Origin of the sequence: Streptomyces sp. CT34, assembly GCF_000805335.1 — a bacterium.
In the GTDB taxonomy this organism is placed as follows: Bacteria; Actinomycetota; Actinomycetes; order Streptomycetales; family Streptomycetaceae; genus Streptomyces.
This window is the reverse complement of record NZ_KN708638.1, coordinates 7,536,995-7,555,970: the sequence shown is the minus strand read 5'-3', so window position 1 is coordinate 7,555,970 and position 18,976 is coordinate 7,536,995. Positions and strand designations below refer to the sequence as shown.

The 18,976-nt window shown below is 71.7% G+C and carries 19 protein-coding genes and 1 pseudogene; 10 read left to right on the top strand and 10 right to left on the bottom strand.

The window, feature by feature from the left end; all coding sequences use genetic code 11:
• Window positions 1-27: 27 nt before the first annotated feature.
• Window positions 28-561: a GNAT family N-acetyltransferase gene (locus tag RZ84_RS32850; RefSeq protein ID WP_043271558.1), complete on the bottom strand. Its 534-nt coding sequence runs from the start codon at window positions 559-561 to the stop codon at window positions 28-30.
• Between the two features lie 208 nt (window positions 562-769).
• Here RZ84_RS32850 and RZ84_RS32845 point away from each other — a divergent pair, with 208 nt between their 5' ends.
• Complete coding sequence (locus RZ84_RS32845; protein ID WP_078894439.1) at window positions 770-3,076, top strand: glycoside hydrolase family 3 N-terminal domain-containing protein; 2,307 nt, start codon at window positions 770-772, stop codon at window positions 3,074-3,076.
• 7 nt (window positions 3,077-3,083) lie between these two features.
• Here the strand turns inward: RZ84_RS32845 and RZ84_RS32840 are convergent, their stop codons facing one another.
• On the bottom strand, window positions 3,084-3,614 hold the full coding sequence (locus RZ84_RS32840) for a DUF6624 domain-containing protein (RefSeq protein WP_052230331.1): 531 nt from the start codon (window positions 3,612-3,614) through the stop codon (window positions 3,084-3,086).
• Between the two features lie 197 nt (window positions 3,615-3,811).
• Between RZ84_RS32840 and RZ84_RS32835 the strand changes: the two genes are divergently transcribed.
• On the top strand, window positions 3,812-4,300 hold the full coding sequence (locus RZ84_RS32835) for an Lrp/AsnC family transcriptional regulator (protein ID WP_043268112.1): 489 nt from the start codon (window positions 3,812-3,814) through the stop codon (window positions 4,298-4,300).
• Window positions 4,301-4,366: 66 nt separating this feature from the next.
• A complete protein-coding gene (locus RZ84_RS32830; RefSeq protein ID WP_052230608.1) occupies window positions 4,367-5,104 on the top strand; it encodes an HAD family hydrolase in 738 nt (245 codons plus the stop codon).
• An 11-nt stretch (window positions 5,105-5,115) separates the two neighbouring features.
• On the opposite strand, the gene RZ84_RS32825 is transcribed toward RZ84_RS32830, so the two are convergent.
• Window positions 5,116-6,228 (bottom strand): sugar ABC transporter substrate-binding protein, encoded by a 1,113-nt coding sequence (locus RZ84_RS32825; protein ID WP_241778113.1) that lies wholly within the window; start codon window positions 6,226-6,228, stop codon window positions 5,116-5,118.
• 222 nt (window positions 6,229-6,450) lie between these two features.
• On the opposite strand from RZ84_RS32825, the gene RZ84_RS32820 reads away from it, so the two are divergent.
• Window positions 6,451-7,338, top strand: coding sequence for a hypothetical protein (locus RZ84_RS32820; protein WP_043271550.1), 888 nt, complete (start codon window positions 6,451-6,453; stop codon window positions 7,336-7,338).
• Between the two features lie 20 nt (window positions 7,339-7,358).
• Here the strand turns inward: RZ84_RS32820 and RZ84_RS32815 are convergent, their stop codons facing one another.
• Together RZ84_RS32815 and RZ84_RS32810 are read right to left on the bottom strand one after the other, a co-directional pair.
• The gene (locus RZ84_RS32815; protein ID WP_043268108.1) at window positions 7,359-8,105 is read right to left on the bottom strand and encodes a PP2C family protein-serine/threonine phosphatase; all 747 of its coding nucleotides are present in this window, start codon (window positions 8,103-8,105) and stop codon (window positions 7,359-7,361) included.
• A gap of 46 nt (window positions 8,106-8,151) precedes the next feature.
• Window positions 8,152-9,288 (bottom strand): site-2 protease family protein, encoded by a 1,137-nt coding sequence (locus RZ84_RS32810; protein ID WP_043268106.1) that lies wholly within the window; start codon window positions 9,286-9,288, stop codon window positions 8,152-8,154.
• A 250-nt stretch (window positions 9,289-9,538) separates the two neighbouring features.
• On the opposite strand from RZ84_RS32810, the gene RZ84_RS32805 reads away from it, so the two are divergent.
• Window positions 9,539-9,826 (top strand): hypothetical protein, encoded by a 288-nt coding sequence (locus tag RZ84_RS32805; protein WP_043268104.1) that lies wholly within the window; start codon window positions 9,539-9,541, stop codon window positions 9,824-9,826.
• A 102-nt stretch (window positions 9,827-9,928) separates the two neighbouring features.
• Here RZ84_RS32805 and RZ84_RS32800 read toward each other — a convergent pair whose 3' ends face one another.
• The 3 genes from RZ84_RS32800 to RZ84_RS32790 all read right to left on the bottom strand — a co-directional run bounded on the left by RZ84_RS32800 (window position 9,929) and on the right by RZ84_RS32790 (window position 12,526).
• Window positions 9,929-10,366, bottom strand: a complete 438-nt coding sequence (locus tag RZ84_RS32800; RefSeq protein ID WP_043268102.1) for an SRPBCC family protein — start codon at window positions 10,364-10,366, stop codon at window positions 9,929-9,931.
• Window positions 10,367-10,510: 144 nt separating this feature from the next.
• Window positions 10,511-11,662: a PP2C family protein-serine/threonine phosphatase gene (locus tag RZ84_RS32795; RefSeq protein ID WP_052230330.1), complete on the bottom strand. Its 1,152-nt coding sequence runs from the start codon at window positions 11,660-11,662 to the stop codon at window positions 10,511-10,513.
• A 171-nt stretch (window positions 11,663-11,833) separates the two neighbouring features.
• Entirely contained in the window at window positions 11,834-12,526 is a 693-nt protein-coding gene (locus RZ84_RS32790) for an RraA family protein (RefSeq protein WP_043268100.1), read from the bottom strand.
• A 296-nt stretch (window positions 12,527-12,822) separates the two neighbouring features.
• Here RZ84_RS32790 and RZ84_RS32785 point away from each other — a divergent pair, with 296 nt between their 5' ends.
• Window positions 12,823-13,518, top strand: coding sequence for a TetR/AcrR family transcriptional regulator (locus RZ84_RS32785; protein WP_043268098.1), 696 nt, complete (start codon window positions 12,823-12,825; stop codon window positions 13,516-13,518).
• Between the two features lie 32 nt (window positions 13,519-13,550).
• A complete protein-coding gene (locus tag RZ84_RS32780) occupies window positions 13,551-14,840 on the top strand; it encodes a cytochrome P450 family protein (protein WP_043268096.1) in 1,290 nt (429 codons plus the stop codon).
• A 26-nt stretch (window positions 14,841-14,866) separates the two neighbouring features.
• On the opposite strand, the gene RZ84_RS32775 is transcribed toward RZ84_RS32780, so the two are convergent.
• Window positions 14,867-15,922 carry an Lrp/AsnC family transcriptional regulator gene (locus RZ84_RS32775; RefSeq protein WP_043268094.1) on the bottom strand — a complete coding sequence of 352 codons (1,056 nt, stop codon included), beginning with the start codon at window positions 15,920-15,922 and terminating at the stop codon, window positions 14,867-14,869.
• A gap of 144 nt (window positions 15,923-16,066) precedes the next feature.
• Here RZ84_RS32775 and RZ84_RS32770 point away from each other — a divergent pair, with 144 nt between their 5' ends.
• The 3 genes from RZ84_RS32770 to RZ84_RS32760 all read left to right on the top strand — a co-directional run bounded on the left by RZ84_RS32770 (window position 16,067) and on the right by RZ84_RS32760 (window position 18,583).
• The gene (locus RZ84_RS32770; RefSeq protein ID WP_052230329.1) at window positions 16,067-17,341 is read left to right on the top strand and encodes a M20 metallopeptidase family protein; all 1,275 of its coding nucleotides are present in this window, start codon (window positions 16,067-16,069) and stop codon (window positions 17,339-17,341) included.
• Between the two features lie 130 nt (window positions 17,342-17,471).
• Window positions 17,472-18,035 (top strand): GNAT family N-acetyltransferase, encoded by a 564-nt coding sequence (locus RZ84_RS32765; RefSeq protein WP_043268092.1) that lies wholly within the window; start codon window positions 17,472-17,474, stop codon window positions 18,033-18,035.
• Between the two features lie 116 nt (window positions 18,036-18,151).
• Window positions 18,152-18,583, top strand: a complete 432-nt coding sequence (locus RZ84_RS32760) for a thiol-disulfide oxidoreductase DCC family protein (RefSeq protein ID WP_052230328.1) — start codon at window positions 18,152-18,154, stop codon at window positions 18,581-18,583.
• Window positions 18,584-18,610: 27 nt separating this feature from the next.
• Here RZ84_RS32760 and RZ84_RS42115 read toward each other — a convergent pair.
• Window positions 18,611-18,976, bottom strand: a pseudogene (locus RZ84_RS42115) (LysR family transcriptional regulator); the annotation flags it as partial.

Below are 18,976 nucleotides of genomic sequence, written 5' to 3'. Positions count from 1 at the left end.
CCGGGGTCACATGGGCGGCGCCCGGGGTCACATGGGCAGCGAGAGCAGCCGGACCGGGCCCGTGGGCCAGTGGGCGCCGTCGCCCAACGGTGTCCACATGGTCCGCAGCGGCATGACCACGGGACCGTCGGGCTGCTCGACCCACACCTCCTCGTGCAGCGCATGCCAGCCGAGCCGTTCGTAGAGGGCGACGAGGGGGGCGCGGCAGAAGAGGAGCCCGTACCGCGGTCCCATGGTGCGGGCGTGCTCCAGCGCGCCCGCCACCACCCGCCGGGCGAGCCCCTGCCCGCGTACGCCGGCAGCCACGGCCACACCCCCGACGCCCACCACTTGCGTCTCGGTCCCGCCGATCGCCGTCGGCAGCAGCCGCAGGCCGGCATGCGCCACCAGGCGGCCGTCGCGCCGGATACCGAAGTGCTCCTCCTTGGGCAGCCAGGTCAGGCCGTACTCCGCGACGCCGAAGGCATCGTCTCCGTGACCGAGGATCTCGGCCATGTCGGCGGGCGTGCAGCGCGCGAGCCGCTCCACCGGCGGCAGTGCGGAAGGGGAATTCTCGATCATCCCCGCATGATGCGACGCGCGGTGGACGGCGGCCAACTCCGGTTGCCCGGAGGGACGTCCGCACACCTCGCCGCCCGTTCGCCCCAGGTGCCGGAACGGAGCGGCGCGTTCGGCGTCTTGACGCCCAACTGCCGCCCACCTACGTTCACTTCAGCTCTTGACGCCTTGGGACAACCTTTACGCCACGATGGATGGAAAAGGTGCGGGTATGAGTGGGCTGCGACGTCGATCCCTGCTGGCCGCGGGGGGTACCGCGGCCACCGCCGGGCTCCTGGGCACCGGACCGGTCCAGGCGCAAGCGCTTCCCCGGACCGCCGGGGCCGCGACCGGCGCGGGCGCCGCGGCGCGCCGCCCGGGACCGTACGACGACAAGGTCCGCGCGCTGCTGGCGCGGATGACTCTCGAGGAGAAGCTGGGCCAGCTCCAGCAGCTTCCGTGGACGTACAACACCGGCCCCGGCGGCCCCGGCACGAAGGAGGTCGAACAGGCGGCGCGCCAGGGGCGGTTGGGCTCGGTGCTGAACATCTTCGGGGCGCGGACGACCAATGCGCTCCAGAAGATCGCCGTCGAGGAGTCCCGGCTCGGCGTTCCGCTGCTGTTCGGGCTCGATGTCATCCACGGTTTCTGGACGACGTTTCCGATCCCGCTCGCCCAGGCCGCCGGTTTCGATCCGCGGGTCGCGGCGCGGGACGCCGAGGTCTCGGCGAAGGAGGCCCGCTCCAACGGCGTGCACTGGACGTTCGCGCCGATGATGGATGTGACGCATGAGCCGCGCTGGGGTCGGATCGCCGAGGGCAACGGCGAAGATCCGTATCTGACGGCCGCGTTCGCCGCCGCCAAGGTCCGTGCGTATCAGGGCGCGGACCTCTCCGCCGCGGACCGGATCGCCGCCTGCGCCAAACACTTCGTGGCGTACGGGGGTGCGGAGGGCGGGCGCGACTACAACACCGTGGATGTCTCCGAGGCCCGGCTGCGGAATCTGTACCTGCCGCCGTTCAGGGCCGCGGTCGACGCCGGGGTGGCCACGGTGATGGCCTCGTTCAACACCATCGGCGGCGTCCCCGCGCACGCCAACCCGCGCACCCTCACCGACATCCTGAAGCAGGAGTGGTCCTTCGACGGCATGGTGGTCAGCGACTGGAACGGGGTCCAGGAGCTGATCCCGCACGGCGTCGCACAGGACGGTGCGCAGGCCGCCCGGCTCGCCCTGCGGGCCGGTGTGGACATGGAGATGACCAGCACCACCATGGTCACGTACGGGAAGCGGCTGGTGCGGGAGGGGAAGATCAGCGAGCAGCGGGTGGACGACGCGGTCTCCCGGATTCTGCGGCTGAAGTTCGCGCTCGGCCTCTTCGCGCGTCCGTATGTGGACGAGGGGCGCGAGATCGGGGCGCCGACGCCGGAGGCGCGGGCGGCGGCACGCTCGGCCGCCGCCCGCTCGATGGTGCTGCTGAAGAACGAGAAGGGAGTGCTCCCGGTCGGCCGGTCCGTGGGGGCGATCGCGGTGGTGGGGCCGTTCGGCGATTCCGGTGATCTGCTGGGGACCTGGGTCCTGCCGCCCGCGGCGCAGCGGTTCCCCGCCGTGACGGTCCTCGACGCCGTCCGGAAGGCCGTGCCGGGCGGCACCGTGCGCTACGAACGGGGGGTCGCGGCGGAGGGCGACGACATCAGCGGCATTCCGGCGGCCGTGGCGGCGGCCCGCTCCGCCGGGATGACCTTCGTGGTGGTCGGTGAGCCCGCGGCGCTCAGCGGTGAGGCCGCCGCACGGAGCGACATCGGCCTGCCGGGCGCCCAGGAGAAGCTGATCGAGGCGATCGCCCGTACCGGCAGGCCGTTCGCGGTCGTGCTGGTCAACGGGCGTCCGCTGACCGTCGGCGGCTGGCTGGACCGCGCGCCCGCGGTGCTGGAGGCGTGGCACCCCGGGATCGAGGCCGGCAACGCCATCGCCGATGTGCTGTTCGGCCGGGTCAACCCCGGTGGCAAGCTGCCCGTTTCGTTCCCGCGCGCGGTCGGCCAGATCCCCATCCACTACAACCACGAGAACACCGGCCGCCCTTACGACCCCGACGACAAATTCACCTCGAAATACCTCGACCTCCCCGACGGGCCGCAGTTCCCGTTCGGCCACGGCCTGAGCTATACGACGTTCCGTACGGGGCCGCCCGCGCTCAGCCGCGACCGGATCCCGGTGGACGCCCTCCGCAGGGGCGGCACCGTGGAGGTCGCGGCGACCGTCACCAACACCGGTCCCCGGCCGGGCGACGAGGTCGTCCAGCTCTACGTCCATGACCGCGCCGCCGCCCTCGCCCAACCGGTCCGCCGGCTGCGCGGCTTCCGGCGGGTGACGCTGGCGCCGGGCGGGAGCCGGACCGTGCGGTTCCGGCTGGGCGCCGAGGACCTGGGGTTCTTCACCCACGACCCGCACGGTGAGTTCCTGCTGGAGCCCGGCGCCATCGACATCTACGTGGGCGACAGCTCGGCCGCCGAGGGCAGGTGCACGCTGTCCGTCACCTGACGGTGCCTCAGGAGAACTGGGCCACGTACTCGGCGAAGGGCGGAATGCCCACCTCCGCCCGGCGTTCGTCCATCCGCTCCGGCTCCTCGCACGGCCACGGAACGGGTACGCCGTCCCGTACGCCGGCGATCTGGGTGCCGTAGATCTGCCGGTGCCCCTCGTTCACCAGCGTGCGGTCGCGCAGGAAGGCCGCCTCGCGGGGGCCGGCCGCGCCCGCCGCCACCGCCCGCTCCATCAGCTGCAGGGCCCGGCGCTGGACCTCCAGCCGGCGGTCGGCGTGCTGGGCGAGCAGCCAGGCGCTCCGCGCGGCCTCGGCGCCGACCAGGCCGGCCGTCGGCCAGCCGTACCGGTCCATGATCTCGCCGAGCCGGTCGCCGTGCCGGGCGGTCAGCCGGCGCCAGGCCAACTGGTCGGCGAAGTCCTCGCTGTTGGCGCGGTGGGCGGTGCGGTTGTCCTCCGCGGCCATGCCGACCAGTTCGGCGGCCAGTGCGGCGAGTTCGTCCTCGGTGGGGTGGTGGGCGGGGTTGTCGTGCGTCATACGTGCTCCGGAGATTGCGGGCGCATCGGGTGGTCGGCACCACGCTAAGGGCGCGAATCCGGCCGAAGATCGTCCTTCCGGACGGTGCCCGGAGGGGTCTCGCGCAGGGATAATGGATCTATCCCCCGGAACGATCCGACCGCCGGCGGACCGCTCCGCCCGCTGACCGCCCGCCGACCTGAGGAGGCCGTGGAGCCATGGCCGTGGACGCGCTGGACGCGAAGATCCTCCGGTTGCTGCTGGAGCAGCCGCGCACCAGCGTGCGGGAGTACGCCCGGGTGCTCGGGGTCGCCCGGGGGACGGTGCAGGCGCGGCTGGACCGGATGGAGCGCGAGGGTGTGATCACCACGTACGGACCCCGGCTCTCGCCGACCGCGCTCGGGCATCCGGTACTGGCCTTCGTGCACATCGAGGTGACGCAGGGGCACCTGGAGGAGGTCGCCGCTGCGCTGGCCGGGGTGCCGCAGATCATCGAGGCGTTCTCGACGACCGGCGGCGGGGACCTGCTGACCCGGGTGGTGGCCCGGGACGCGGCGCATCTGGAGGATGTGATCCAGCGGCTGATCAGCCTGCCGGGCGTGGTGCGTACGCGGACGGAGGTGGCGCTGCGCGAGCGGGTGCCGCACCGGATGCTGCCGCTGGTGGAGTCGGTGGGCACGACCGCCCGGAAGCCCGGGACGGCGTGACGCGGAGCGCCTGACGGGGGCGGGTGTGCGGGCCGGCCGGGCGGGCGGCTTGGCATGCTGGACGGCATGAGTGCCTGCAGCGCCCCCGGCTCCCCCGCCGCCTCGTCCACCACGTCCGCCCCACCGACCCCGGTCATCTTCGATCTCGACGGCACACTGGTGGACAGCGAGCCGAACTACTTCGAGGCGGGGCGCCGGCTGCTGGCCGGTTACGGCGTCACGGACTTCACCTGGGAGCGGCACGCCCGCTTCATCGGGATCGGCACCCGCGAGACGCTGGAGATCCTGGCGCGCGAGTACGGCATCGACGCACCGGTCGAGGAACTGCTGGCCGTCAAGAACCGCGTCTATCTGGAGCTGGCCCGGGCGCATACCGAAGTGTTCCCGGAGATGCGGGAGTTGGTGGCGCTGCTGGCCGCGGGCGGGCATCCGATGGCGGTGGCGTCGGGGTCGTCACGGGCCGCGATCGAGGCGGTGCTGGCCGGTACCGGGCTGGATGCGCTGCTGACCACGCTGGTGTCGGCCGAGGAGGTGCCGCGCGGCAAGCCGGAGCCCGATGTGTTCCTGGAGGCCGCGCGCCGGATGGGTGTCGCGCCCGGTGCCTGTGTGGTGCTGGAGGACGCGGCGCCCGGTGCGCTGGCGGCGCACCGGGCGGGCATGCGGTGTATCGCGGTCCCGTATCTGGCCGAAACCGCCGGGGATCCGGCCTTCGCCGCTGCCGGGCTGCTCTTCGAGGGCGGCCGGCGGGAGTTCACCGCGCGGGCCGCGTACGCGTGGCTGGGTCGGCCGGAACCGGCCGGCTGACCGCGGGCCGGTCACCCGATTCCGGCCGACTTGCACTCCGCGGCGAGGTCCGGGGTGCACAGCAGGTCCGTACGGACGACGCCGTCGCTGACGACGGTGTCCTTGAGGTTGTCCTTGGTGACCAGCTGGGCGTTGAAGAGCTTGGCGGGGATGCCCGACGTGCTGCTGTTCTTGGCGGTGGTCGAGGTGAGCGAGGTGATGCTCTGGCCGCGCAGCAGGCGGAAGGCGATCTCGGCGGCGGTCTGCGCCTCCGGCCGGACCTGCTTGTACACAGTGAACGACTGAGTTCCGCTCAACAGGCGCTTCAGCGCGGGGAGTTCGGCGTCCTGACCACCCAGCGGAATGTTCTTGAGGCCGGCCGACTTGAGTGCTTCGGCGATACTTCCGGCCATTCCGTCATTGGCCGAGTAGACCGCGTCGATACCCTGCGGACCGAGGGTGCTGATGGCGTTGGTCATCTCCTTCTTGGCCGTTGCCTCGGACCATTCGGGAATGTCCTTTTCGTAGGCGATTTTGCGGACCTTGCCGTCCAGGGCGGCATGCGCGCCCTTTTTGAAGGACGAGGCATTCGGATCGGTCGGCGAACCGTTCAGCATGACGACATTCGCGTTGGCGACCCGGGACCCGAGTGCGGCAAGAATTCCCTCGCCCTGGAGGCGGCCTATCTTCTCGTTGTCGTAGGAGACATATGCCTTGATGTCACCCTCGGCGAGCCGGTCATAGGCGATGACCTGCACACCCTTCTGGGCTGCCGCATCCACCCAGCTCTTGGCGGCCTGTGCGTCGACCGGGTCCAGAATGATGACCTTGACGCCCTTGTTCACCAGCGCCTCGAACTGGGTTCTCTGGTTATCCGGGCTGGATTCGGCGTTGTGGTAGTCCACCTTGCATTCGAGACACAGCGAGGCGACTCTGCTGGTAATGATGCGGCGGTCAGAATTTTCGTAGCGCGTGGATTTCTTCTCCGGAAGCAGCAGACCGATCGCGTCCTTGCCCTGGTCGGCTGCCGGGTGATCACTTCCGCACGCCGCCAGCGGCGCGGCGAGGGAAAGCGCCATCGCGCTGATGACGACCCGGCGACGCATTGTTGCCTTCGTCACATTCGCCGTGCTCATCGCCTTCATTGCCTTCATGAAAGGTACCTCCACAAGGGGCCGCCCTGACTCGGCCCAGAATGGCTGAGTGAACGTCACTCGGGGCCGGATCGTCAAGAATCGAAGTAATAACGATCTGGAAGCGAGTTCTGCGTTGAGAGTCCGAAGTCGGCGACGGACGGGCGTCGACGGACGGTCTCCCGCCCGCTACGCCAAGTGATCTTCGTGCCGCGGCGGGGCAGTATCAGGGTCATGAGCACGGTGTGGAAGCAGACCCCGATCTCCGCCGAGGGGCGGCTGGGCCGCCCCGACGAGCACCCCGGCCGCCACGACCCGGACTATCTGCGGCGCCGCAACGCGCTGGCCGCCCGCGCCGACGGGCATCGGGTCGGTGCGCCGTACGAGGGCGTCGACTACACGGAGGCGGAGCACCGGGCCTGGCGCACGGTGCACGCCGCGCTCGGCCCGGCGCACCGCGCACACGCGTGCCGGGAGGCGCAGGACGCCGCCGAGGAGGTGGAAGTCCCCGCCGAGCGGATTCCGCAGCACGCGGAGATCTCGCCGGGCCTGCGGGCCCGGACCGGTTTCGTGTTCACGCTGGCCGGCGGTGTGGTGCCCAACGAGCGCTTCCTGGGCGCGATGGAGCAGGGCTATTTCCATGCGGTGCAGTTCGTACGCCATCCGGCCGTGCCGCTCTACACCCCCGAACCCGATGTCATCCACGACGTGTTCGGGCACGGCATTCATCTGTCGGATCCGCGCATCGCCGAGTTGTACCGGCTCTTCGGGCGGACCGCGAACCGGGTCCGTTCCAAGGAGGCGCTGGACATTCTCAGCCGGGTCTACTGGTTCACCCTGGAATACGGTCTGCTCACCGAATCCGGTACCCCCAAGGCATTCGGCGCGGCGCTGCTCTCCTCCTTCGGCGAGATCGCCGCGCACGGTGTCCGGGAAGTCCGCGCACTGGACCTCCGTGCCGCGGCCTCACTCCCGTACCGCATTTCCGGCTATCAGCCGGTTCTGTTCGCCGCGCGGTCTTTGGCGCACCTAGAGGACACCCTGGGTGCGTTCTGCGCGGAATTCGACGAGGACACCGGGCGCCGGCTGGGCATTCCGTCCCTCTCCCGCGACCGGAGGTGACGCCGGGCACCGCGCCCGGCTCACTCCACCACGCCGATCACCGCCAGCGTGATGTTGTCCGGCCCGCCCGCCTCGATGGCCGCCTTCCACAGCTCGAAGGCGGCCCGGCCGCCGTCGTGCGCCCGCAGCAGCTCGCCGATCTCGTCGTCCAGGACGGGGTCGGTCAGCCCGTCCGTGCACACCACATACCGGCTGCCCACGGCGAGCGGCGCGGTCGTCACATGCGGGGTGACGGCGCAGAAGCGGGTCGCGCCGCCGATCGCCTGGGTCACCAGCGAGGTGGTGCGCTGCCCCTCCCGCAGCGGCGGGCTGTCGTCCACGCTCACCTGGCGCACCCCGTCCCCGTCCCCGTCCGCCTCCAGCACCCTGCTGTCACCCACGTTGAAGACCAGCAGCGCGTCGGGCAGGACGACCGCGCCGGCGACCGTGGTGCCCATCGCGGTCAGCGCCGGATCCCGGTCGGCCGCCGCGTACACCGCGTGATTGCAGAGGACCAGGGCGTCACGCACCGCCTCCTCGCTGTCCAGCGACGGTCCCAGCGACGCCAGTTGCCGAACGGTGAGCGCACTGGCCACCTCACCGGCCGGCTGTCCTCCGATACCGTCCGCGACCGCCACCACCAGCGGAGTGCCCATCGGGAACACCAGCGTCTGCGGATTCTCGGTCACCGTGCCGCACAGCGTCCACGGCCCCACCACCAGGCTGTCCTCGTTGTGTTCGCGGATCAGCCCCGTATGACTGAGCGCCGTCACCGTGATGTACCGCATCGCCGTGTCCGCCTCTCCTCGGAGCGGGGCCCGGGACCGCTCGCGCTCATCCCGCCGTCTGCCGCCCGCGCAGCGTGTTCCGCTGCATCAGCCGGGAGACGTCCTTGCCGGTGACGATCCCCACCAGATGCCCCGCGTCGACGACCAGGACCCGCATCCCGGTCCGCAGGTTGACCTTCTCCAAAGCCTCGGTCAGCAGATCGTCCGGGGCGGCCACCGCGCACTGGGACAGCGGCGTCGCCACGTCCCGCACCCGCAGCTCCGCCCGCTGCGGAACGGGGATCGCGGCCAGCCGGCGGAGCTCCACGATGCCGCTCGGCCGGCCCTCGAAGTCCAGCAGCGGTACCGCGGAATGCCCGGCCGTCACCGCCACCTCCTCGATGAACCGCTGCACGCTCAGCCAGTCCGCACCGGTCACCACCGGACTGGACATGGCGTCCGCGGCCCGCACCCCCCGCAACGCCGACTGGAGCGCGGCACGCCGCCGCTCCGCCCCGGCGACGACCATGATGAACAGCCCGATGAAGGCCAGCCACAGCCCGCCCGTGGCCCCGCGCAGCAGGGCGATCCAGCCGGCCGCCACCATCAGCCCGCCCATGACCTGCCCGCCCCGGGACGCCGCCAGATCCGCCCGGTCCCGGTCGCCGGTACGCCACCACAGCAGCGCCTGGACCAGCCGTCCCCCGTCGAGCGGCACGGCCGGCAGCAGATTGAACACCCCCAGGAACAGATTGGCCCACCCCAGCCACACCAGCACCACCGCGGGCACCGCCAACACGGGTGAGAGCTCGTGCAGTCCGATTCCGGCCCCCAGCGCGATGCCCCCGATCATCAGGCTGGTCAGCGGCCCGCTCACCGCCACCGCGAAGGCCGCCGCCGCCGTCTTCGGCCGCCCCATCCGCGTTATCCCGCCCAGCGCCCAGAGGGTCACGTCCTCGACCGAGATCTGCCTGCGCCGCGCGATCGCGGCATGCGCCGTCTCGTGCAGCAGCAGACTGCCGGTGAGCAGCGCCGCCCCGACGACTCCGGCGAGGGCGTAGACGACAGTGGACCGGCCCGGCGTGGTCACCGGCAGCGTCTGCCGTCCCAGCCCATACGCGAAGAGCACCACCAGCAGCGGCACACTCCAGTGCATGCGCAGCGGCACCCCGACCACACGTCCGATACGGACCGAGCCGTTCATCACCGTCTCCCGCCGGCCCGGCACCCGGCTCGCCCGGGCAGGGCCTCGACGCCCCGCACTCCGCGAACCGCCCGGCACGGCACTCACCACAATTGTCGCTCGCAGCGCCGCACACGTCGGCCCGGCGACCGCCGATCCCGCGCGCGACGCCCCCGGAGTGCGCTGCGCGTCCGCAGCCGCGGGACGCGGATCTAACCTGGAAGTACGGGCGCCGTCACGGGACGCGCGCCATGGCAGGAGGCGCGTCGTCATGGGACGGAGCCACCACTTCCATCTGGACCAGGGTGACCACTCGATCACCGTGAACGTCGGCCCCGGACGGGACGGCGAGATCGAACTCCTGGTCAACGGCAAGGTCGTCGCCTACCAGAAGGAACACGGCCCCGGCATGAACCTGCTCACCGGCGAACTGCCCGACGACCCCGCCCGCCTGTTCCGCGTCCGCATCCGCGAACCCCGCCTGGTCCCCGTCGCCCCCCGCTGCACGCTCGAACTCGACGGCGTGGAACACCCCATGCCGGAACGCCCCGTCCTGTGAACCTCCGAGGTGGTGAGCCCCTGAGGTCCCGACTGTGCACGCCGGACGCCCGGCCTCCGATCTCCGGTCCCCGCTCCCTTCTCGGGTCACCCGCGCCCACTGCTAGCGCGCGCTTTCGGCCTCCACCAGCTGCTTGAAGTGCTCCAGGTCGCTGCGTACGCCCCGCTCGATGGCGACCGCCTGCGCGAACCCCTGCGGACCGCCGAAGGTCTCCTTGATCGTGCCCGGGTCGTACTCGAAACGGGCCTGGAGCCGGGTGTGCTCCCGGTCGATGGGCAGCAGCGAGAAGGTGCCCGCAAGATCGGGTCCGCTCCTGGTCTGCCAGGTCATCACGTTCTCCATCTCGCGGTCGACGATCTCGACCTCCAGCTCCTGCGTCCGGCCGCCGGCGTCCACGTCCAGGTGCGTCCGGCGCTCGCCGGACGCATGGGCCTCGCGCACACCGTTCAGGAACCGCGGATAGGTCTCCGCACGATGGAGGCAGTCCCAGGCCCGGTCGACCGGAACGCTGATGTCGATGTGTTCTTCGAGAGTGCTCATCGCACACCTCACAGCTCGGTTCACGGTTCACGACTCCCCCGCTACCTATCCAGCGTCCTCCGCACGACGGCCGGAGGCGACCCGAGTGCGCACCGGGACGGGGCGTCGCGGAGCAGCGCGCCGGTCCGCCGCCGCTCTCCGCCGCTATCCCCGCGGCGTGATCGCGAGGATCGCGACATCGTCGTGGAGCACACGGGTATGCCGCGGCAGATCGGTGTTGAGGAAGGCGATGACATCGGCGGGACCGGGAGCGGGCCGCCCCGCGAACCGGTGGCCGAGCCGGTCGAGCAGGGGATAGAAGTCCCCGGCGGCGTCACGGGCCTCGACCAGCCCGTCGGTGCACAGCAGCAGCACATCGCCGGGTGCGAAGCGGTGGGTGTGCGCGGACGGTCGCTCGGCGGCCAGCCGGCCCAGCCCCAGCGGAAGGGCGGGCGGCCCGCAGAGGGCGGTCACCTCGTCGCCGGAGATCAGCACCGGCTCGACATGCCCGTGGTTGATGATCGTCACCCGGTGGGCCCCGGCGTCGTACTCGATCAGGGCCGCGGTCACGAACAGTTCGTCGTCCGGGATCTCCGCCGCCTCGCGCACCAGCCGCCGCTCCATACGGGACGCGACCGCCAGCAGATCCCCGGGGGCGTACGCCGCCTCACGGAAGCAGCCCAGGACATCGGCGACGGTGCGTACGGCCTGGAGCCCCTTCCCCCGGACATCGCCGATGATGGCGCGCACGCCCGCCGGTGTGTCATGGATGTCGTACAGGTCTCCGCCGACCGTCGTACCCACCTCGCCGGAGCGGTAGAGCCCGGCGGCCAGCACCGATCCGACCTGCTGCGGCACCGGCCGCAGCAGGGTCCGCATCAGCGCCTCGGCCACCGAGTTGGCCCGCACCAGCTGCCGCCGCTGGCGCTGCCGGTGCCCGGCCAGCGCCACGCCGAGTACTCCCACGACACCGGTGGAGATATAGGCGGCGACGTAGTTGTTCCCCCACAACTGGTGGATGTTGTGCCCCGTGCAGCACGGGGTCCCCGCCAGTACGGCCTCCAGTCCGACGGCGCATACCGTGACGACGCCGACGCCCACCGGGCCGAAGCCGAAGGCGGCCAGCACCGGCACGGCGATCAGCAGGAAGCTCACCGCCCACTGCGTGGGCGTCACGAATTCCAGCAGCAGCACGAAGACGAAATAGCCGGCCGGCAGCCACCGCATCCACGTGGGCACCGTCGGAACCTCGAACCCGTTGCTGTCCACCAGCCCGGTCAGCCGGTTGCCCTCACGACCGCGGCCCCGCCGACTCATCACAGCTCGAAGATCCACTGACGCGACCTGTTCACACCGGCTTCTGTCACGGACTCCTGTCACGACCGTGCTCAAGGCCCTCAAGCCTGACGCCCCTGAACAGCCAACCCGACGATTACGCCGTCGGCGGCATGTCACGGCCGCCGGGCCGCCGCCCCCTTCTTCCCCGCCCTACTCCTCCACCGCCCCGCCCACCCGCCGCAGATGCTGCCGGAAGGTGTACGCCGGGTCGGCGGCGCGGCGGGCCAGGAAGTCGTCGAAGGCGGTCTGGCGGCGCAGGGTCTCACCGGCGCGGATCCTGCGGGCCTGTTCGCGCTCGGTCCGCCCGATGGTGCGGGCCACGGCCAGGACGTCCGCGGAGTGCACGGCGGGGACGAACAGAACGCCGTCGTCGTCCCCGAAGACGATGTCGTCGGCGGTCACCCGGTGCGGTCCGCAACGCGCGGTGACCAGGGCTTCCGGCTCGCGCTCGGCCAACCTGACCGGGCCCGGCGCGTACCGGCCGTAGCTGAACACCGGAAGCCCGATCCGCACCAGCTCCGGGGTGTCGCGGTGCAGTCCCCACACCACCAGACCGGCCACGCCGGCGGCCTCCGCTTCGAGTACCGCCAGATCGCCGATGCATGCCTCGTCGAGGCGACCGCCGTTGTCGATCACCAGGACGTCGCCGGCCTCGGCGCCGGTGAACGCCTCCAGGAAGATGTCGACGCTCCCGTAGTGCCGCACCGGCAGTGCCCGCCCGGCGATGCGGTGGCCCGGCACCACCGCCGCGATCCCGGGCGGGGCGGCGCGCAGCGGTGCGCCGAGGCGGACGCAGGCGTCGGCCACCAGTGGTGTGGAGAGGTCGGCGAAGGCCGTCAGCATGGTGTTCTCCCTGACTCGGGTCCCGTCGCCGCCGCCGCACGGTCGGCGCGGATGCGGTGAACGCTGCCATGATCCACGGCCGTTGGCCTCCCGTACAGCCCTGAAAGCAGGCCCCGGCCCGTCGCGCTCCGGGCGTGTCCGGGGCGCCCGACATCGCGGCCGGGTGGCCGGAAACCGCCTTATCGCCGGGCACCTGCCGCTCTACCGTTGACTCCGTGACCGGATTCGAAATCCGGTCACGGAGTCACGGACTTGGAGTTCACGGACACCGGGGCGCACGCGGAGGGAGACGGTCCTTGGAACGGTCGGAGCGCGGCGAACGCATCCTGGAAGTGGCCGCGGAGCTGCTGCTCGCCTGGGGCTACGGGCGGGTGACGATCGACGAGATCGCCCGCCGGGCCAAGGTCGGCAAGGGCACGGTCTATCTGCACTGGAAGACCAAGGACGCGCTGCTGCTGACCGTCGTGCTCAAGGCCAAGGCCCGTAGCCAGCAGCGGCAGTTGGCACGGATGCGCGCCGATCCGCTGGAGGTGCTGCCGAGCCGGATGATGGGCGCCTACTACGCCGACTTTCTGGCCGAACCGGTGTTGCGCGCCCTGTACACCGACGACGTCGACGTCCTCGGCCGGCTCAACGACTCGGCGAAGAAGGAGTTCGCCGAACTCGTGGCCCTGGGCGACCGCGTCCTGCGCCGCCACCTCGAAGTGCTGCGCGAGCACGGTCTGATGTACGTGGACACCGATGTGCGCCATCAGCAGTATGCGCTGATGGCCACGGCCACCGGCTTCTTCACGGCGGAGGCGCTGCTCTTCGACCGTGCGCCGGACACCCCGGAGATACGCGGCGGGATCTTCGCCGAGTCGATCCGGCGAATGCTGGAGACGACGCCCTCGTATGACGCGGCTGCTGCCGCCGCGCCCGAAATCATCGCTCTCTACGAGGAGTTCGAGGCGCACAGCGCGCAGGAGATGCGCCGGCAGCTGCGTGACTGAGCGACCGTTTCCCACCCAAGGAGAAAGCGACCATGACGCAAACGAGCAAGTCGCCCTTTGCCGAGCACGTCGGCAAACACCCCGGCGAGCCGAACTCCATGGATCCCGAGCTGCTCCACGACCCGTTCACCGGCTACGGCGAGCTGCGGGAGAAGGGCCCGGTCATCCGCGGCCGGTTCCTGGAGGACACCCCGGTGTGGTTCGTGACCCGCTTCGAGGAGGTCCGGCAGGTCCTGCGTGATCCGCGGTTCGCCAACGATCCGGCCTACGCCCGCGGCAGTTCGGGCGAGGGCTCGCCCACCACCCGCCTCCTGGACATGCTGGGCATGCCCGAGGACCTGCGCGTCTATCTGGCCCGCTCGATCCTCACCATGGACGCCCCCGATCACACCCGCCTGCGCCGACTGGTCTCACGGGCCTTCACGGCACGGAAGATCACCGATCTGCGGCCCCGCGTCGAGGAGATCGCGGACGACCTGCTCGCCCGGCTCCCCGAACACGCCGAGGACGGCGTCGTCGACCTCATCCAGCACTTCGCCTATCCCCTGCCGATCACGGTGATCTGCGAACTGGTCGGGATACCCGAGGAGTACCGCCCGCAATGGCGGAAATGGGGAGCCGCACTCGTCTCGCGGGATCCGGAACGGCTCGCCGAGGCGTTCCCCGCGATGATCGACCATATCCACGAACTGATCCGTGCCCGGCGCGCTGCCCTGACCGACGACCTGCTCAGCGAACTGATCCGCACGCACGACGACGACGGCAGCCGGCTCAGCGACGTCGAAATGGTCACCCTGGTCCTGACCCTCGTCCTCGCCGGTCACGAAACCACCGCCCACCTCATAGGCAACGGCACCGCTGCGCTGCTCACCCACCCCGAACAGCTGCGCCTGCTCAAGGCCGATCCGGCTCTTCTCCCGCGCGCCGTCCACGAGTTGCTGCGCTGGTGCGGTCCGGTGCAGGCGACCCAGTTGCGGTACGCCACCGAGGACGTCGAGCTGGCCGGTACGCAGATCCGCAAGGGCGACGCCGTGCAGCTCATCCTGGTGGCGGCGAATCACGATCCCCGTCATTACGCCGATCCCACCCGGCTCGATCTGACCCGCCATCCCGCGGGCCAGGCGGAGAACCACGTCGGCTTCGGCCACGGCATGCACTACTGCCTGGGCGCCACACTGGCCCGCCAGGAGGGCGAGGTGGCCTTCGGGAAGCTGTTCGCGCACTATCCGGAGATATCGCTCGCGGTGGCGCCGGAGGAGCTGGAACGGGTGCCGGCGCCGGGCAACTGGCGGCTGGTCGCACTGCCGTTGCGGCTGGGCTGAGAGCGCGGTCCCCTCGCGCGAGCCGGTCAGCCGCTGCCGGGGGCGCCGGCCCGTCGCGTGCTCCAGCCGTCGATGGGGACCGTACCGAGCCGGTAGCCGTGCTCGTCCAGGAGATGGCCGCTGAGCTTCATCGGCCACAGGGCGACGGCGCGGTCGCTGATGACGATGCCCGGCACCTTCTCGGTGACCCGGGTCTCCAGCCGCTGGATGTCGTCAACCGACCGTACCCACGCGACGATCAGCAGGTTGTGCCGGCCGGTGATGCCGGCGCAGAGCCGGATGTCGCCCATGCCCGCGATCCCGCGGGCCGCCTGTTCGACGGTGTCCGCCGGGACACCGGCCCACAGCACGGCGGCGACCGGGCGCTTCGACAGCGGGCGGGCGATCTCGCAGCGGGCGTGCACGGCGCCCTCGTCGAGCAGGCGCCGGGTCCGTCTGCGTACGGTGTCGACGCTCGCCCCGCAGCGCTCGGCGAGGGCGGTGTACGGGGCCCGTCCGTCCGCGGAGAGCGCGACGATGATGCGGCGGTCCAGATCGGTCAGGGTGACGGGGCCGGGCCGGTGGCCGCGGGGCGGCTGGTCCGCGGCGAGCCGGGCGACCTGGGCGGGGCGCAGCGCGCGCAGCCGCCAGCGGCTGCCCTCGACGTAGATGGCGCCGACCAGGTGGATCCGGCGGGCCGTGACGCCGGGCAGGGCGCCCAGCACGGTCGTGGACCAGTGCGAGAGGGTGGCCAGGTCGGTCGTCATCACGGTGAGCAGCAGGTCGCGGTCGCCGGTGACGTGCTCGACGGTCGAGACCATCGGCTGCCGCGTCAACTGCTCGGCTACCTCCAGCAGTTGGCCGTTGGCGCAGTCGACCTCGATGAACGCCAGGCAGCCGTACCCGGAGGCGGCCAGCGCCGGCCCGGGATAGCAGCTGATCCACGCCGCGCCCTGCTCGGTGAGCCGGCTCCAGCGGCGGGCGAGGGTGACCGCGTCCAGTCCGAGGACCTTGGCGATCCGGGCCCAGCTGGCCCGGGGGCTGATCTGCAGGGCGTGGACGAGGGACGAGTCCACCTCGTCCAGCGCGCCGAAATCCTGCATCGAAGCATCCTCTCTGCGTTTTTCCGGCGTTTTCTGGTCGCGACTTACGCGGCCCCTTCAGCGTAGGGGCATGCGCAGCCGGACCGCGGACCGGTGCGCAGGCCGGACCGCAGCTGGGCCGGCAGGACAGGATCGGAGAGACGGATGTCGGTAACGGGAACAACGGGAACGGAGTCGTCGCTGCTGGCGGACGCCGAAGAGCTCCAGGAGGAACTGGTCGCGCTGCGGCGGGCCCTGCACCAAGAGCCCGAGCTGGGCCTGGAGCTGCCCCGTACGCAGCAGCGGGTCCTGGCGGCGCTGGACGGCCTGCCGCTGGAGATCACCCTCGGCAACGGGCTCAGCTCGGTGACCGCGGTACTGCGCGGCGGCGAACCGGGCGGAGCGGTGCTGCTGCGGGCGGACATGGACGCGCTGCCGGTGCAGGAGGCGTCCGGTGTCGCGTACGCCTCGCAGCTGGCCGGGCGGATGCACGCATGTGGCCATGATCTGCACACCGCCGGCCTGGTGGGGGCCGCCAGACTGCTCTGCGAACGGCGGGAACAGCTCCGGGGCGATGTGGTGTTCATGTTCCAGCCCGGCGAGGAGGGGCACAACGGGGCCGCCGAGATGATCGCGGAGGGCGTGCTGGAAGCAGCGGGCAAGCCGCTAGACGCCGCGTACGCGCTCCATGTCGCCGCCAACCAGGTACCGCAGGGCATGGTGGCCAGCCGCCCCGGCACGGTGATGACCGCGTCGGACGTGCTGAAGGTGACGGTACGGGGACGCGGCGGCCATGGTTCGGCCCCGCACTCCGCGCTCGACCCGGTGCCGGTGGCCTGCGAGATGGTCACCGCCATCCAGGGCTGGACCTCCCGCACCTTCGACATCTTCGACCCGGTGGTGGTCTCCGTGGGCAGTCTGCACGCCGGGGCACAGCACAACGTCATTCCGGAGACCGCCGTCTTCGAGGCGACCGTCCGCAGCTACTCGGCGGCCAACCAGGAGCGGCTGGCGGAGGGGCTGCCGCGACTGGTACGCGGGATCGCCGCGGCGCACGGGTTGGAGGTCGAGGTCGACTACCGGGTGATGTATCCGGTCACCGTCAACGAGCCGGCGGAGACGGCGTTCGCACTGGAGGCGGCGCGGGAGCTGCTCGGCGACGCACATGTATGGGTCGCCCCGCGACCGCACAGCGGGTCGGAGGACTTCTCGCTCGTCCTGGCGCAGGTGCCCGGCGCGATGCTGCTGGTGGGCGCCGTCCCCGAGGGTGCCGATCCCGCGACGGCGCCGATGAACCACTCCCCCGAGGCGGTCTTCGACGACGCCGTACTGGCTCGGCAGGCCGCCCTGCTGGCGACGCTGGCTGCGGAACGGCTGGACCGCGGAGCGCCGGCCGCGTCGCAGGGCCTGTCCGACCCTGACGCATCGGGCCGGGCCTAGCACCCGCCGGACGCCGCGAGCCGACCGGGCACCGCGCGGAACACACGGCGCCGGGCCGGCGCCCGCCCGCAGTCCGGCCCGGCCCGCGAATCCACTGGCGCGGGCGCGCCCACGTCGTGAGGATCGCCCCATGGCTCCCACGGACCCGTTCCTCACCACGGCGCGCCTCGCCCTGCGCCCCTTCGCCGACACGGCCGCCGACCTGGATCTCATCGTGGCACTCGACAGCGATCCGGAGGTGATGCGGTACATCACCGGAGGCCGGCCGACGACCCGGGCCGAGATTCGCGCCGAGTCCTTCGCGCGGATGCTGCACGGCGGTTTCTGGGCGACCCATCTGCGGGAGACCGGCGAGTTCCTCGGCCGGCACTGCCTCCGCCCCGACGCGGACCGCCCGACGGCCTCCGCCGACCTCGGCTACCGGCTGCGGAAGGCCGCCTGGGGCAGGGGATTCGCCACGGAGGGCGCGCTCGCCCTGGTAGCGAAGGGATTCGGTGAGCTGGGCTACGACCGGATCACCGCCAACACCATGTCCGTGAACGCCGGCTCCCGCCGCGTCATGGAGAAGTGCGGCCTCACCTACGCCCGCACCTACTACGAGGAGTGGCCCTACCCGGTCGCGGGCGATGAGCACGGGGACGTGGAGTACGTACTGACCCGCGAGGAGTGGTCGGCCCGCGGGCAGGCCGGGTGACCGGGTAGCCCGGCGGGTAGGTATCCGCGGCGGCCCCGCCGCGCCGCCGATCAACGAACCGATACGGTCGCGACGCGCCCGCGCGACACCATGGAGGCATGAGGACGATGAGGCCGATGACGCCCACGACGGCTCCGCAGCCCCCTGCGCCCTCGCGGACCGACCCCGTACTGGTCTACGACGGCGACTGCGGCTTCTGCACCACCTCGGTGACCTTCGCCGAGCGGCACCTGCGCCCGCGCTGCCGGATCACGGCGTGGCAGTTCGCGGATCTGGACGCGCTCGGGATCACCGAACAGCGGTCGGAGTACGAAGTGCTCTGGGTCACTCCGACGGGAACCGTGTACGGCGGCGCCCAGGCCGTCGCCCGGCTTCTGCTGCGCACCGGCGGCCCGTGGGCCGTCGTGGGCGCGGTTCTCACCCTGCCTCCGGTGCGCTGGCTCGCCCACGGCGCCTACCGGCTGATCGCCCGCAACCGCCACCGCATGCCCGGCGGCACACCGGCCTGCGCCCTGCCCACCAACGGCAGGCCCACTCCCCCGAGTTGACCCCGTCCAGACCAGGCCCACGACCGGCTAACGGCGAGGCTTCCCCCGCTTGCCGCCGCCCCCCTTGGAGCCACCGCCTCCCCGCCGCGCGCCCCCGGCCGCCCGACCCGCCGGCTTACCGGTCGTCTTCCCAGCCGCCTTACCGGTCGCCCTGCCGGCCACCGGCTTGCGCCCCCCGCCGCTCTTCTCCGGGTGCTTGCCCTTCTGCTCCGCCTGCGCGGCCGGGCGGCGGCCCCGGGTACTGTTGACCGTCCGCCCGCGGACGATCCCGATGAAGTCCTCCACCAGATCGGTGGTCCCGTCCTCCCGCCACGACAGCGCGACCCGCGATTCCGGGGTACCCGTGACCGGCCGGTAGGTGAGGTCCCGCCGGTGGTGCAGGCGGGCGGGCGA